This is a genomic window from Peribacillus sp. NPDC096379 (assembly GCF_044762875.1).
In the GTDB taxonomy this organism is placed as follows: domain Bacteria; phylum Bacillota; class Bacilli; order Bacillales; family DSM-1321; genus Peribacillus.
The window spans coordinates 463,019-477,057 of sequence record NZ_JBIWFD010000004.1; the positions used below are offsets into that span (position 1 = coordinate 463,019).

At 39.5% G+C, this 14,039-nt stretch carries 15 protein-coding genes; 5 read left to right on the plus strand and 10 right to left on the minus strand.

Features of this window, described 5'->3' with window-relative positions; genetic code table 11:
* The first annotated feature begins 38 nt into the window (after positions 1–38).
* From ACIQZI_RS19260 to bshB2, 4 genes are all read left to right on the plus strand, one after another.
* A complete protein-coding gene (locus ACIQZI_RS19260; protein ID WP_403076109.1) occupies positions 39–368 on the plus strand; it encodes a YflT domain-containing protein in 330 nt (109 codons plus the stop codon).
* 287 nt (positions 369–655) lie between these two features.
* The gene (gene pdxK / locus ACIQZI_RS19265; RefSeq protein WP_403076111.1) at positions 656–1,477 is read left to right on the plus strand and encodes a pyridoxine/pyridoxal/pyridoxamine kinase; all 822 of its coding nucleotides are present in this window, start codon (positions 656–658) and stop codon (positions 1,475–1,477) included.
* Between the two features lie 215 nt (positions 1,478–1,692).
* Positions 1,693–2,040 carry a YojF family protein gene (locus ACIQZI_RS19270; RefSeq protein WP_403076113.1) on the plus strand — a complete coding sequence of 116 codons (348 nt, stop codon included), beginning with the start codon at positions 1,693–1,695 and terminating at the stop codon, positions 2,038–2,040.
* 18 nt (positions 2,041–2,058) lie between these two features.
* On the plus strand, positions 2,059–2,733 hold the full coding sequence (gene bshB2, locus ACIQZI_RS19275; RefSeq protein ID WP_403076116.1) for a bacillithiol biosynthesis deacetylase BshB2: 675 nt from the start codon (positions 2,059–2,061) through the stop codon (positions 2,731–2,733).
* 100 nt (positions 2,734–2,833) lie between these two features.
* On the opposite strand, the gene glpX is transcribed toward bshB2, so the two are convergent.
* The 6 genes from glpX to ACIQZI_RS19305 all read right to left on the minus strand — a co-directional run bounded on the left by glpX (position 2,834) and on the right by ACIQZI_RS19305 (position 8,648).
* Positions 2,834–3,793 carry a class II fructose-bisphosphatase gene (glpX, locus tag ACIQZI_RS19280; protein WP_062185255.1) on the minus strand — a complete coding sequence of 320 codons (960 nt, stop codon included), beginning with the start codon at positions 3,791–3,793 and terminating at the stop codon, positions 2,834–2,836.
* Between the two features lie 115 nt (positions 3,794–3,908).
* Complete coding sequence (gene dhaL / locus ACIQZI_RS19285; protein ID WP_403076119.1) at positions 3,909–4,559, minus strand: dihydroxyacetone kinase subunit DhaL; 651 nt, start codon at positions 4,557–4,559, stop codon at positions 3,909–3,911.
* A gap of 13 nt (positions 4,560–4,572) precedes the next feature.
* Entirely contained in the window at positions 4,573–5,577 is a 1,005-nt protein-coding gene (locus ACIQZI_RS19290) for a dihydroxyacetone kinase subunit DhaK (RefSeq protein WP_049683372.1), read from the minus strand.
* Positions 5,574–6,038, minus strand: a complete 465-nt coding sequence (gene rpiB, locus ACIQZI_RS19295) for a ribose 5-phosphate isomerase B (RefSeq protein WP_403076121.1) — start codon at positions 6,036–6,038, stop codon at positions 5,574–5,576. The genes ACIQZI_RS19290 and rpiB overlap by 4 nt, the downstream gene beginning before the upstream one ends.
* A 158-nt stretch (positions 6,039–6,196) precedes the next feature.
* Positions 6,197–7,459 carry an MFS transporter gene (locus ACIQZI_RS19300; protein WP_403076124.1) on the minus strand — a complete coding sequence of 421 codons (1,263 nt, stop codon included), beginning with the start codon at positions 7,457–7,459 and terminating at the stop codon, positions 6,197–6,199.
* A gap of 70 nt (positions 7,460–7,529) precedes the next feature.
* Entirely contained in the window at positions 7,530–8,648 is a 1,119-nt protein-coding gene (locus tag ACIQZI_RS19305; RefSeq protein ID WP_049683375.1) for an MDR/zinc-dependent alcohol dehydrogenase-like family protein, read from the minus strand.
* Positions 8,649–9,067: 419 nt separating this feature from the next.
* Between ACIQZI_RS19305 and ACIQZI_RS19310 the strand changes: the two genes are divergently transcribed.
* Positions 9,068–9,856, plus strand: a complete 789-nt coding sequence (locus tag ACIQZI_RS19310) for a DeoR/GlpR family DNA-binding transcription regulator (protein WP_403076127.1) — start codon at positions 9,068–9,070, stop codon at positions 9,854–9,856.
* Positions 9,857–10,125: 269 nt separating this feature from the next.
* Here ACIQZI_RS19310 and ACIQZI_RS19315 read toward each other — a convergent pair whose 3' ends face one another.
* From ACIQZI_RS19315 to ACIQZI_RS19330, 4 genes are all read right to left on the minus strand, one after another.
* Positions 10,126–10,896 carry an SDR family NAD(P)-dependent oxidoreductase gene (locus tag ACIQZI_RS19315; RefSeq protein WP_403076130.1) on the minus strand — a complete coding sequence of 257 codons (771 nt, stop codon included), beginning with the start codon at positions 10,894–10,896 and terminating at the stop codon, positions 10,126–10,128.
* 441 nt (positions 10,897–11,337) lie between these two features.
* On the minus strand, positions 11,338–12,537 hold the full coding sequence (locus ACIQZI_RS19320; protein WP_403076133.1) for an MFS transporter: 1,200 nt from the start codon (positions 12,535–12,537) through the stop codon (positions 11,338–11,340).
* A 12-nt stretch (positions 12,538–12,549) separates the two neighbouring features.
* The gene (locus tag ACIQZI_RS19325; RefSeq protein WP_403076136.1) at positions 12,550–12,969 is read right to left on the minus strand and encodes a MarR family winged helix-turn-helix transcriptional regulator; all 420 of its coding nucleotides are present in this window, start codon (positions 12,967–12,969) and stop codon (positions 12,550–12,552) included.
* A gap of 157 nt (positions 12,970–13,126) precedes the next feature.
* Positions 13,127–14,008 carry a Cof-type HAD-IIB family hydrolase gene (locus ACIQZI_RS19330; protein ID WP_403076139.1) on the minus strand — a complete coding sequence of 294 codons (882 nt, stop codon included), beginning with the start codon at positions 14,006–14,008 and terminating at the stop codon, positions 13,127–13,129.
* Positions 14,009–14,039: the final 31 nt, after the last annotated feature.

A 14,039-nucleotide genomic window follows, 5' to 3' on the forward strand; every position in this document is an offset into this window, starting at 1 on the left:
AAACACTCATTTTAAAAAACTAAAGGAGGAACTATACTATGAATCAAGTATATGTTGTAGAAAATGGCGTACAAGCACAGGAAAGAATTAATCAGTTGGTAACGACAGGGTTTTCTAAGGAAAACATTTACTTATTTGCTCATAATATAGACCGCTCAGAGCATTTAACTGAAGCTACAAACACAGAAGAAGTCGGTATGAAGGAACAAGGCCTCTTAGATACCATTGGAAATCTATTTAAATCCCGAGGAGATGAGCTTCGTAACCGCTTCGAGAATCTTGGCTTAACCGAGTCTGAAGCGTCTCGGTATGAAGAAGAACTGGATAAAGGCAAGGTAGTTGTCATAGCAAGCACAGACGTGAAATAAAGTGAAGCTTCCAAACACTAATCAAATGAAACAGGCCTGTCATTTTCCAAATTAAGTACGGAAATTGGCAGGCCTGTTTCATGCTTTTTTCTAACTATATGTAGAAAACCTTTTTGACAATACCTATCTAGCATTCCATTCCTCTGAATCTTGATCACTTTAAAACAACATGCACAAATCTCTTCATGTTCAAGCATTTCCTCGTTTTACTTATCATCGTTTATGCTATACTAATTAACAGAAATTAAAAAAATATTTTATATACTTCCCTGGGGGGTCACTCAATCATGACGATGAAAAAGGCACTTTCTATCGCAGGCTCGGATGCTAGTGGTGGAGCTGGTATACAAGCAGATTTAAAAACACTTCAAGAGCTGGGCGTATATGGTATGACTGCTTTAACAGTTATTGCTACGATGGATCCAAAGAATAACTGGAATCACAATGTATTTCCACAGGATATGAAAGCTTTAGAAGCTCAACTGGAAACGATCCTTTCCGTTGGCATTGATGCAATGAAAACAGGTATGCTTGGAAGTGTAGAAATCATTGAATTGGTCGGACGTACAATCGATGAAAATGGATTGAAAAATGTCGTGATTGATCCAGTTATGGTTTGTAAAGGCACAGACGAAGTGTTACACCCTGAAACAGCCGTTGCACTTCGCGAAATCTTAACACCAAGAGCAACTGTTATAACGCCTAACTTATTTGAAGCATGGCAATTAGCACAAACAGGGCCCATTCAAACGATTGACGATATGAAAGAAGCAGCTGTTAAGATCCATGAAATTGGTGCTAAGTATGTATTAATTAAAGGCGGCAGCAAGCTTAATTATGAAAAAGCAATCGACTTACTGTATGATGGAAAAGAATTTGAAATTCTTGAATCAGAGAAAATCGAAACAGCCTATACACACGGAGCTGGCTGCACATACTCTGCTGCAATTACAGCAGAGCTTGCAAAAGGAAAATCTCCGAAAGAGGCGATTTTCACAGCGAAGGAATTCATCACTGAAGCGATTCGTCATTCATGGAGACTTAATCAATATGTAGGTCCTGTTATGCATGGGGCTTACAAAGAATTGAGCAAAGCGAGCAAAAAATAAGAAGATGATCGGTCTACCCGGCTCATTTTGCTGGACCTATAGAAGGCTTCCTCATTTCGAGGACAAGCCTTTTTTTCATCTAAATGGTCCTTACCACAAGCTATAGTCTTATCATTTCACTTTTTGCCGCTATTTTTGTAAGATGGTGTGTAAGATACTAACATGTAGACGGACGAGATCATACGATAATTCGCTCCGACATAGGAGGAAATTAGATGAAACCAATTGAACGTGATGAAGTACAACGCGCGATTGACACTTTCGCCAAAAGAGATGTTTTTCTTCATCTTGAAACGACAAATGGGGCGTATGCCTCTCACCATGATGAATCGTTTTTTTCCGCAGGTGCCTATATCAGAAATGCCAAAGTTCAGTACGAACATGGAAAGATTGTCGGCGATGACCCGTACCGCGTCGGACTTAAGCTTGACATTGGCTGGGTGTATGCCGAAGGACTCAATCATTTCGAAATAGATGAACAAGGAAGGCTGCTGTTAGCTGGACTGGATTCGACAGGAAAACTTGCTGTTGCTTTACAAATCAGCCTGCAGCCATTTGAATGAGAAAAGGAGATGATCGCTTTGGAAAAAGAACAACAAGTACTAGTCGTATTTCCACATCCAGATGATGAAGCATTTGGCGTTTCAGGAACGATTGCTTCATATATAGAAAGCGGTACGCCTGTTACATATGCCTGCTTGACTCTTGGTGAAATGGGACGTAATCTTGGAAATCCCCCTTTCGCTACTAGAGAATCACTTCCTAAAATTCGCAAAAAAGAATTACAAGATGCTGCGGATTCACTAGGGATTACAGATTTAAGAATGCTTGGATTACGTGATAAAACCGTTGAATTTGAGGATGATGGCGAACTTACTGACAGAATCTCTTCCCTTATACAAGAACTAACACCGTCACTAATCATCACGTTTTATCCCGGCTACAGCGTTCACCCTGATCACGAAGCTACTGCTCGGGCAGTCGTTCGCGCTGTAGAAGCATTACCGGTCAACCAGCAGCCAAAGCTTCAATGTGTGGCCTTTTCAAACAACTGTGTGGCTGAGCTGGGTGAACCTGATATCATCCATGATATTACCCCAGTACAAGACAAGAAGATAGCCGCCATGAAAGCACACCGTTCACAAACCGAAGCCATGCTTGCCACATGGGCTGAAAAACTTGAGGTTGAAGATCCTGAGCTGCTTGGCTGGATTCAAAAAGAAAGACTCTGGACTTATCAATGGCCAGAGAAATGAGAAAGAGCAAAAAAGAGAGAAACAGCAGGTCCTCTCTTTTTTGCTTGTTTTCATTTTATAATCGTTGCCAATGTTCCACCGTTTTTCAACTTAAGAGCCTCTAATGACGTGCTTCAATAAAATGCGAATGGTTCATTGTTGCAACAAAGGAATGTGTTGAAACTTTATCCGTCTCTTTTTTATGAACACCCTTCAAAAGAAGACCATCAGTAATGCCCGTAGCTACAAAAAAGCAGTCATTGGATTTCACAATTTGATCCATCGTCAATACAGCACTTGGATTTACCAGTCCCATCTTGATACATCGTTCTGTCTCTTCTTCTGTTTCTGGAACAAGTCTAGCCTGAAAATCACCGCCGAGGCACTTTAACGCAACAGCCGCAATCACTCCTTCCGGTGCACCACCTGTACCGACAAGGATATCCACATCGAGCTCTTCAATTGCCGTTGCGATTGCTCCTGTTATGTCAACGTCTGAAAATAAGCGTACTTTAGCACCGACTTCAAAGACTTGCTTTATTAAATAATCATGGCGTGGACGATCTTGCATCATCACCGTCAGCTCACTAATATCTTTTCCAAGAGCTTTTGCAACAGCTTTCATATTTTCTGTAAGGGAAGCTGTTATATCTATACAGCCTTTCGCTTTAGGTCCGACTGCTATCTTTTCCATATACATATCTGGTGCATGTAAAAGGGTTCCCTTCTCTGCAACCGCAATGACCGCCAGTGAGTTATCCTGTCCTTTTGAAACAAGCGTCGTTCCTTCGACGGGATCGACCGCAATGTCAACATCAGGTCCATTTCCCACACCGAGTCTTTCACCAATATACAGCATCGGTGCTTCGTCCATTTCTCCTTCACCAATAACAATCACTGCATTCATATTTATACAGTTCATTTCATTTCTCATGGCTTCGGTACCTGCACCGTCCGCTTCGTTTTTATTCCCTTTTCCAATCCACGGATACGCAGCAACGGCTGCTTTTTGGGAAACTGTTAGAAATGCTCCAGCCAGTGACTGAATATTTTCTTTCTGTTCAATAGTTAATCCAGACAATGAACTCACCCCCTTATATTCAGTAGAATAAATTCCTATGGATTATTTAGTGCGTTCTATCTATACATTCAACTGTCCTACCAGTAGTGTTTCATTGAGTAAAAAAACTTCTTAATTATGCTACTTGGGCAGATTTAATTGTCGTTAAAAAGGTTTTTAGAATCATAAACGATGATGCTGCACCAGGATCTATCGTACCGAGAGACCGTTCCCCAAGACGACTAGAACGTCCGCGTTTAGACAAAATGTCTTTTGTAGATTCCATTCCTTTTTCAGCCGCTTGTACAACACTTTCAAAAGCTGATAAAAAGTCGTTCGATTTCCCAAAATTAGATTGTAGACTTTCAAGTGCCGGTTGTAGCGTGTCAATCATCGTTTTATCGCCAACTTCTGCTTTCCCACGCTCTTTAATTCCCTCAATAAACGCAATCCAGAAATCCTTCAAATCTTCACCTGATAATTCAGATTTTCCCTGGAATGCTTTTGCCCCTCTCATAAAGCCCGTCGCATAAAGCGGGCCGACTGAAGAACCAACTGCACTTAAAAAGGTGCGTCCTGTCACGATACTGATTTTGCCGCAATCTTGTTCCTCTTTCAATTCTCCTTCAAGCTTTTCATTCACAGCCTGCCAGCCAATTGACATTGTCACACCGTGGTCACCATCTCCGAGTTTCCGATCGAGCTCGCATAAATAATCTTTTTCTTCTTCTATCATTGTTACAACATTTTTCAAAAATACTTTAATTTCTTCAGCTGTTATTTTCATTGCGGGTTCCTCCTTATTTTTGAACGTACATTGGACAGTCTGCTGGATGATCAATAAACGCTGCCAACTCTTCGTCTAATTTTGTAATCGTGACAGATGCGCCACCCATCTCAAGTGACGTGCTATAGCTACCAACGTAAGAACGGTGAATCTCAATCCCTTTTTCGCTCAAAATTTGTTCTACACGTCTGAACATTATATAAAGTTCCATGTTTGTTGTGGAACCCAATCCGTTTACAAGAACTGCTACTTTTTCTCCTGAATCGATCGGCATATCCGTTAAAATGTCATGAACAAGGCGATCTACCACTTGATCTGCAGGCTGCAAGTCACCTTTTTCAATCCCTGGTTCACCGTGATGGCCAAGACCAATTTCCATTTCATTTTCAGCAAGCACAAAGCTCGGTTTTCCCGTCTGGGGAAGTGAACAAGGTGTTAAACCTACACCCATTGTACGTGTGTAATCGTTTGCCTTTTGTGCAACACGAACAACATCATCCAGGTTATACCCTTTATCTGCTGCTGCACCCGCTGCTTTTGTTACAAAAAACTCACCAGCTATTCCTCTACGCTTTTCTTTTTCTTCTTTTGGTGCAGATGCCACGTCATCTGTCACAAGAACCGATCCAACACGGATACCGCTTTCAAGATCCGCCAGCTCTGCGGCCATACCGAAGTTCATCACATCTCCAGCATAGTTGCCATATACGTAAATAACACCTTCGCCTTTATCGATTACTTTCGTCGCTTCCAAAATGGGATCTGGAGGTGGAGAAGCAAAAATATTCCCTACAGCCACACCATCTGCCATGCCGTCACCAACATATCCTATAAAAGCAGGCTCATGGCCGGAACCGCCACCAATTAATACACCCACTTTTCCTTCGCGCGTTTCTTTTGCCGTAACGAGTGCGCGCTCATTTTCAGTCAGTTGTCGTACATGATTGGGATATGCCTTCACATAGCCTTCAATCATTTCTTCAACAACTTTTGTCGGATTATTAATAAGCTTTTTCATACTCCTGCTCCTTTCAGAAATTCCTGTTCTTTATCCATAATTTGTTGTATTTTCCTCGCTGAGTTACCACCTGGGAAGTCGGACTCCAAATATGCCTTTACAACGTTTTTAGCCGGTTCAATTCCGATCACTTTTGCTCCCATTGTTAACACCTGTGCATCATTGCTCTTTTGAGCGCGCTCTGCCGAATACGTATCGTGGCATAATGCCGCGCGAATGCCAGGTACCTTTCCAGCCGCAATCGCCATACCAATTCCAGTTCCACAAACAAGAATAGCCCGATCTATTTTTTGCTCATTAATATCGTTTGAGGCTTGAAATGCAACACCTGGATAATCGATTTCTGTACAAGAATCATCAGATCCATAATCAACAACTTCGTGTCCTAACTCCTCAATATACTTCTTCAAGCTATTTTTCATATCAAATGCGTTATGATCAGAACCTAATCCAATTTTCATTATACATCGTCCTTTCCATATTTTCTTGTTTTATTCTTAAGTTTATTTTTTCATTTTATTGTCAATATGTCAACATTTACTTTCTTTTATTTTCGTTTATTTTCATTTTGTCAAAAAAAGAGAGAACATCTACAAGATGTTCTCATTCATTCTTTTTATTAAACAGCCTGAACATCTGATAAGCTATTAACAGCCTCTGCTTTTTTCGGAAGTGTAACAAACCTCATTATAAACGCGCTTAATAAATATAGTCCTGAATAAATCCATAGAATACCTACTGTACCCACACTTCCAATAAACAGACCAACAATCGCCGGGCCAACAAACGTGCTTAAGCCAGCACCAAGATTTAAAATAGACATCGCAGCTCCCCGATTTTCAGGAGCAAGTGATGGTATGAGGGCAGAAAGCGGTACGAATGCTGCCACACATGCACCGAAACATATCGCAACAATGATTGTGGCCAAATAATTGGGTCCCATGAACTTTGGAATATAATAAAGAGTCATGATCGTGATCGCACAGCCCACACCACCGAACCACATCACAGTATTTCTCCACCCCAGTTTATCTCCAACAACGCCCCAAATGATATTAAAGATCACGTTGCTTGTCCAAAGTGCACCATAAATTTGTAGCCATTCTGTCCGTGTAAAACCGATTTCTATCATGTACGCTGGAAGAAAAACAACCAGTCCATACGCACCGGCAGTATTAATCGTTCGAACAATTCCTCCAAGGCCGACTTTCGGTCGTTCAAATGCTATAGTAATTCCTTTTGAAAGATATTTAATCATTTCCGCTTTTGTCTCGAATGTTTTTCTATTACTACCATCATCTTTATTTAAAAGAATCGCAAGAATGGCTCCTAGTGCTACAAAAATCAACGCACTCCAAAGCGTTTTCATTTCTCCTAAGTATGGCAAAACAAAACTTGAATAATAAGCACCAAGAACGTTCAATCCAGCGGCGAACGATACCCAAAACCAACCTACAGCCGTTCCAAGTTTTTCAGCTGGTGCGTAATACGTCAGCCAAACAAGGAATGAGTAAGCAAATAACGGATATCCCAGCCCCCGAAGTGAATAGGTTGGAATCATGACAGCCAAATTCATCGTTTTAAGACCGACGATTAAAAAGATAACGGTTCCAATAACAAATAAAACGACGCCTATTGTCATGGTTTTACGCGGTCCTAAAACTTCAGCAAGTACACCTGAAAACCATGCCGCAATCGCCACAGCGAAACCGTATACACTAAATAGCAACGCTGATTGTTGAACAGTCAGGCCGTTATCAATTAAATAGGAAGAAAGCCATCCTTGTTCGAGCCCATCCCCCATCATAAACAGTAAGATACCTATAAATCCCATGGCCATTTTAGAATCCATTCCAAGCTTGCCTAAAAGTCCTTTATTCATCCCTTTACCTCCTCCTTTTTAAAAAAAGGTCCCTGACATGCTGCAGGAACCTATAATAAATTCACTTTTTTTACAGATTGGGATTAAGTACTACTTTTAATGACTCCGCTCCATTTTTCACAAGTTGGAACCCTTCCGCAAATTTTTCAAGTGGCAACACGTGCGTGACAACGCCATCAGTCGGAAGGTCTCCATTCGCAATCCCCTTCATAACGGGTTCATAGCAATATGGTCCAAGGTGAGAGCCAAGTACATCAAGCTCTTTCCGATCACTAATAATACTCCAGTCAACTGTAACAGGATCTTTAAATACACTGAATTCAACAAATCGACCCAGCTTACGAATCATTTTCAATCCTTGTTCTACTGATTTTTGAGCACCTGTTGCTTCAATATAAATATCACAGCCATAACCATCTGTTAGTTCCTTTACAATTGCATCCACATCGTCTTTCGCCGGATTCAATACTAGGTCAGCACCGAAATTTTTTGCCATTTCAAGACGATCTTCATTCAAATCTAGCACGATTAATTTACCCGCTCCTGACTTTTTGATCGCACCGATCATTCCAAGTCCAAGTGTCCCTGCTCCTGCCAACACAACCACATCATCCAACTGGACTTGTGCACGTTCTACAGCATGATAAGAACACGCATAAGGCTCGATTAAGATTGCTTTTTCAATCGGAAGATCTTCCGGTACTTTATAGTTAATGGCTTCTTTTGTAAATTTCATATACTCCGCCATCGCACCATTCACATTATTCTGGAAGCCATATAAATCATGCTTTTCACACATCCAATATTGTCCACGGTTACAGAATCGGCAGTCCCAACAAGGAACAATTTGTTCTGAAATAATACGATCACCAATTTTAAAATCACCTTTCACACCCTCACCAAGTGCTACAACATGTCCGATAAATTCATGTCCCGGAATCATCGGTGCTTTAATGTACGCAGGCTGTGTTTCATCTCCCCAGAAGCTTGGTGCTCCATCAAACGCTTTCAAATCTCCTGCACAAATACCACATGCCTCCACTTTAACGAGTATTTCTCCATCGTTAATTTGAGGAACTGCCACTTCTTCCAGGCGGTAGTCACCAGGCGAGTACGCAACAACCGCTTTCATTGTTGTCGGAATATTTCTAACTTCACTTTTTTGTGTTACTATTTGATTTGTATGCATCTTTCATCGCTCCTCTTCTTTAGCTGGAATTTTGCTACCCTCACACCAGACAACGCTTACATTTACTTTGATAATTGAACTTTCTGAAGCCTTTTCCATTAAAGGCCGTTTATCTGTTACACATTTTCAATATTCGTTTAGCTTTATTTACAAGAGCCTATCCTGTTTACGATTTTCATTATATTATATTTATTATTGATTGGTCAACTTATTTTTTCGATTACTTTCAATATACTTTCATTTATTTTTGATTTTTAAAATACATTACATTATTAACGCCAAATGATGTACTATTAGATGTAATATAAATAATAAAGTTTCTATACTGCCTTTTATGAGTCCATCATGAATCTTTCTTTTAATTTCAAATGTTTTGTAATCGAATACAAAACGAAAATAAATATATGCAGGTGATAAGAATGACAAAAATGTTTGCATCAGAAAGACAAAAAATTATTATGGATAAGCTAATGGATCAACAACGTGTAACTATTAAAGAGCTCTCTGAAGAGATCAAAGTTTCCGAGGCAACATTACGAACAGATTTATCCAAGATGGAGGAATCCGGATTATTGAAACGGACACACGGCGGCGCTGTTTTATTCGAACATCAAGATAGCGACACAAGTTTCTCTATGCGTGAGAGCAAAAATAGAGATGAAAAATCAGCTATCGCTAAAAAAGCAGCTGAGCTTTTATCTAGTGGCCAGTGTATTATGCTCGATGCTAGTTCAACTGCTCTTGAACTAGCTCGTATATTAAGGGATACATCAATCCGTTTAACTGTCGTGACAAGCGGCATAAACACCGCATTGGAGCTAAACAATCATTCAGATATTACTGTTATTTTATTAGGTGGGATTGTAAAACGAGGTTCTAATTCATTGGAAGGGAATCTGGGCATTAGTATTTTAAGTCAAATACATATTGATGCTATGTTTACTTCTGCAAATGGGTTTTCAATTGATTCTGGTTTGACCGACTTCAGCGTATACGAAGTTGAATTAAAAAAGGCAATGGTCAACGCTTCTAACAAGGTGATCGCTCTTCTGGATCATACAAAAATGAATAAAAACTCAATTGCATCTTTCGCGTCTATTGATCAGCTCGATTTAATTATTACAAATGACGAACTCCCAGATGGTTATGCTGCAAAACTAGAGGATCAAGGTATTGAAGTCCTCATTGTTTCTGGTAACACAAACTAAAAAGTAACCGAATTTTATTTACGTAGTTCAGTAACGTGGAGAAATATCACTCATAACACATTAAACAGCATATCAAATATATGCTGTTTTTTCATCGCTATTATAAACTAAAGAAAAACTAGGTTGTTGATCTAATATGAAAATGACTACAAATCATTATATATAGACAAAAAGTAGAGCGCTAAAACCATTCCATTCCGTTTAGCACTCTACCGTTATTGTAATTACTGTTTTCGCCCACAAAAACAGAACTATAGATTTTAGTACTTTTACCAGATTGTGTATCCACCATCTACTATAAATGTAGATCCAGTTGCAAAAGTCGATGCGTCAGATGCCAAATAAATGGCCAGACCGCCAAGTTCATGGGGTTCACCCAGCCTTTTCAATGGTACGAGGTCCAGCACATGTGCAAGTTCTCCCCCAGGTGCAAAGATTGGTTTTGTCATCTCTGTTTTCATATAGCCCGGCGCAATGGCGTTGACACGAATATTGTTTCCCGCCCATTCGGATGCCATACATTTTGTCATCATATCGACCGCTGCTTTTGATGCGTTGTATGCACACTGCGCTTCAGTATTCGCAATAAAACTCGACATTGATGCCAGATTAATTATGGACCCGCCCCCCTGCACTTTCATTTGCTTACCGCTATACTTCGAAACTAGGAAGACACCGTTTACATTTACATCCATTGTTTTCTTCCAATCTTCTAAACTCTGTTCTTCCACTGTGATTTTTTGGCATATACCCGCATTATTAATGACAACATTCAGCTCATTGAATTCGCCTACAATTTGATCAACCATGGCCCTAACCTGTTCTTCACTTGTTACATCTACTTGAAGACCCAATGTTCTTCCACCGAATGAAGCTAATTCTTTCGCCGTTTGTTGTGCTGAAGCCAATTCCATATCTGCAATGATAATATTTGCACCAACCTGAGCCAATGCTTCAGCCATGGCTTTCCCCAGCCCTCTTGCTCCTCCAGTAACTAGAGCCGTTTTGCCCTTCAAACTAAATAATTGTTGGTAATCCATTTACTTCACTCCTCATGACTAAATTTTCAAGACTTTATTATATTTTATCAATTGTTTTCATTTTGTCAATTTTACTTTCGTATAATTGTTTTTTATTTTCATTTATCTTTCGCGAATATTTTAAACTGTTAGATCACAACTCTAATACTCGCGGAAAAGAATAATTACTCTCGAGAATTACTTCTAAACGAATTCAAGTAATTCATTCATAAACTAGTGTATCAAGCATGGATTATTAAACCTTGAAAGACCTATAGGATAAAGAAACACAAATCAATAGCTGGACTATTCATTAAGAGCCCAATCCTAGCTATCATACGCATCAAAAAAATCGCCTGCCAATAGGCAAGCGATTCAAAAAGGGGGAATTTCTTTGAAAAAATCATCGTACTTCTATTATTTCACCAAATGATTTTTTTATTCACTTATTCTCAAATAAATTTATTTGTATGCGTGTACCTTTTGTTTATCCTCAGCTGATTTTTTCCCATGTAAAAGATAATAAACAAACATACATGCAAACCCTACTAATGCCATACTCACGTATAGACCATTATAACCGATAACTGGGATTAAGAAGCCTAGAGTAAAAGGTCCGATTCCTATGCCTAAATCGACGAACACAAAGAAGGTAGATGTGGCAAGACCCATTTTATGACGAGGGGCATTCTTTATCGCAATAGCCTGAGCGCTGGATTGGAAGGTCCCATATCCTACACCAATTAGCGCACCTGCAGCTAACAAGATAAACCCATGGTTTGCTTGACTTAGTACTAGCATCCCAATGCCAAATAAGAGTAAAGAGGGATAAATGACAAAATTCTCTCCTTTTAAATCAAACCAACGTCCAGTGAACGGCCGAGACGCTAAGAGGAAAATGGCAAACACGACAAAAAAGAAACTCGCAACATTTACTAAGCCCATTTCCTTAGAATACGCAGTCATGAAAGTTAAAACACTAGAATAGGAAAACCCTACAATACACATAACAATAGCTATCGGTAAAGCCTTCACCTCAAAGAAATCGCCAATTTTGATTCCTTTCAATGTGTCCCTTTCCATCTGTGTAAGTTCAACTTTTCTAAACTTCATGAATAAGGTCGGAATAAAGGCAATGACAGCAAATATCACACATGATACAAAAATCATGTTGTATGTTCCATGTTGGCTAAGAAATAAGCCTAAAAATGGTCCAGTAGCCATGGCCAGATTCATACTCATTGCAAAGTAGCCGGTACCTTCCCCTCTCCGTTCATTCGGAATAACGTCCGCTGCAATCGTTCCTGTCGCCGTTGATGCAAACCCAAATGCAATCCCATGTATCAAACGGTTTGTTAATAAAAAGGCTAAGCTATCCGTTTTGAAATATATTAATGTTGTAACAAGAAAAAGTACTAATGCTCCATATAGCATGTTCCTTTTCCCAATTAATTCAATATATTTCCCTGCAAATGGTCGAACAGCGAGAGCACCGATAACAAAAATACTGGATGCCAATCCTGATTGACTTGCAGTTGCTCCAAATTGATCAATCGTGTAAACGGATAATGTGACCATCAATAAATAGAAAATCATAAAGATAAAAAAGTTCGTTGAAGAAATGATTAAGAAATCCTTCGTCCATAATTTTGGTTTATTCATATTTTTATCACCTTACTTCTCTAAATTGACATAAATCTTCGTAAGTGTCTGAAATACTTCTTCCTTTTCCTGCTCGGAAATACCATCCATGACTTTATATTCAAATTCAGTTACTGCTTCCCTACACGATGTATACACTTCTTCTCCTGCTTCTGTTAGCTGAATTCGTTTTACACGGCGATCCTTCCCAGGAACCTGTTGAATAAACCCTCCTTCATTTAAACGTTGGACTGTCCGTGTAATCGTTGGTTTTTCCACATTTAAGTATTCACCGATTTCAACAAGTGTGGAAGGACCTTTGGTTTTTAAAAAATAAACAATGCTCCATTGTGAATGAAAAAGACCATATTGAAGAAGCTGCTCATTTAGCTTCTTCGTAAACAGCCTAGAAATCTGCAGATATTGGTGAAAGAATTGATGATTTGGGGTCACTTTTTATTTCCTCCTACAATAAGTTACCTAGGTAACTATACTCCTGTTTTATAAAAATGTCTAGTCTTATGGATATATTATCCGGTATTATTTAAGAGAAGGAGAATAAAAAAATGCCTATAGCAAAGGCACTTTTTTATTCTCCTGAGGTTTCCTTTCAGGCTTTGTTAGCTGTTTGTACTTCCTTTAACACGTCTTGAATCGCTTTGGCAACGCCATGTTCGTCATTTTTCGCAGTAACAAAATGACATAGCTTCTGAATTTCAAGCGGGGCATTTCCCATTGCTACTGAGCGACCAACTCGCTCAAACATGGACACATCATTGAAGTTATCGCCAATCGCCATCGCGAACTTAATGGATTCTCCCTTTTCATCCAAGTAGTTCTTAAGAGCAATTCCCTTTTGTGCGGATTCACTGGAAATTTCAAGATTTTCACGTCCTGATGATGAAACTGCAAGACCTTTGAATTGCTTAATTTCTCCAGCCGCTTTACCTAAAGCAGTAAGGTCACTTGAAAAAACGAGCATTTTATGAATGGAAACATCTGACATTGTAAATAATTCACGATAATCCGCGATTGTTTTTACAAGTCCCATCTTTAATCTGTTATGGGCACGTTCCCTAACTTTCATAGGATCAGCATCAGGATTTGCCGTTAAGATAATATCAACTAAAACCGCTACAGAAACTTCATAGTCTTTCGAATACACACCATTGCTTGTGTACACTTCAAAATAAAGATTTTCCTTTTCGAGGCATTCAATCGTTTCAAGTACCTTTTCTGTGCTCATCGGATTAGACGTCACAATCTGCCCATCTTTTGTGTAAACAGCTGCACCATTCGCAGCAATAATTGGCAAATCAAGCTTGGCTTCATCCAATGCAATACGAGCTTCCTCGTAGGATCTTCCAGTTGCCACGATCACTTCAATGCCTTGGCGCAGTGCCGCTTCAATCGCATCCTTATTCTCCTTGCTCACTTCTTGAAATTTATTCAATAATGTTCCGTCCATATCTGTAGCTATCGTTTTAATCAATTTATCCACCTCATACCAATCATTTTTTTGC

Coding starts and splice junctions, on each gene's coding strand:
- ACIQZI_RS19290 (WP_049683372.1), bottom strand. CDS start 5,577: ATGAAAAAGCTTATTAATAATCCGACAAAAGTTGTTGAAGAAATGATT.
- ACIQZI_RS19300 (WP_403076124.1), bottom strand. CDS start 7,459: ATGAATAAAGGACTTTTAGGCAAGCTTGGAATGGATTCTAAAATGGCC.
- rpiB (WP_403076121.1), bottom strand. CDS start 6,038: ATGAAAATTGGATTAGGTTCTGATCATAACGCATTTGATATGAAAAAT.
- pdxK (WP_403076111.1), top strand. CDS start 656: ATGACGATGAAAAAGGCACTTTCTATCGCAGGCTCGGATGCTAGTGGT.
- dhaL (WP_403076119.1), bottom strand. CDS start 4,559: ATGAAAATAACAGCTGAAGAAATTAAAGTATTTTTGAAAAATGTTGTA.
- ACIQZI_RS19320 (WP_403076133.1), bottom strand. CDS start 12,537: ATGAATAAACCAAAATTATGGACGAAGGATTTCTTAATCATTTCTTCA.
- ACIQZI_RS19310 (WP_403076127.1), top strand. CDS start 9,068: ATGACAAAAATGTTTGCATCAGAAAGACAAAAAATTATTATGGATAAG.
- ACIQZI_RS19305 (WP_049683375.1), bottom strand. CDS start 8,648: ATGCATACAAATCAAATAGTAACACAAAAAAGTGAAGTTAGAAATATT.
- ACIQZI_RS19270 (WP_403076113.1), top strand. CDS start 1,693: ATGAAACCAATTGAACGTGATGAAGTACAACGCGCGATTGACACTTTC.
- ACIQZI_RS19315 (WP_403076130.1), bottom strand. CDS start 10,896: ATGGATTACCAACAATTATTTAGTTTGAAGGGCAAAACGGCTCTAGTT.
- ACIQZI_RS19260 (WP_403076109.1), top strand. CDS start 39: ATGAATCAAGTATATGTTGTAGAAAATGGCGTACAAGCACAGGAAAGA.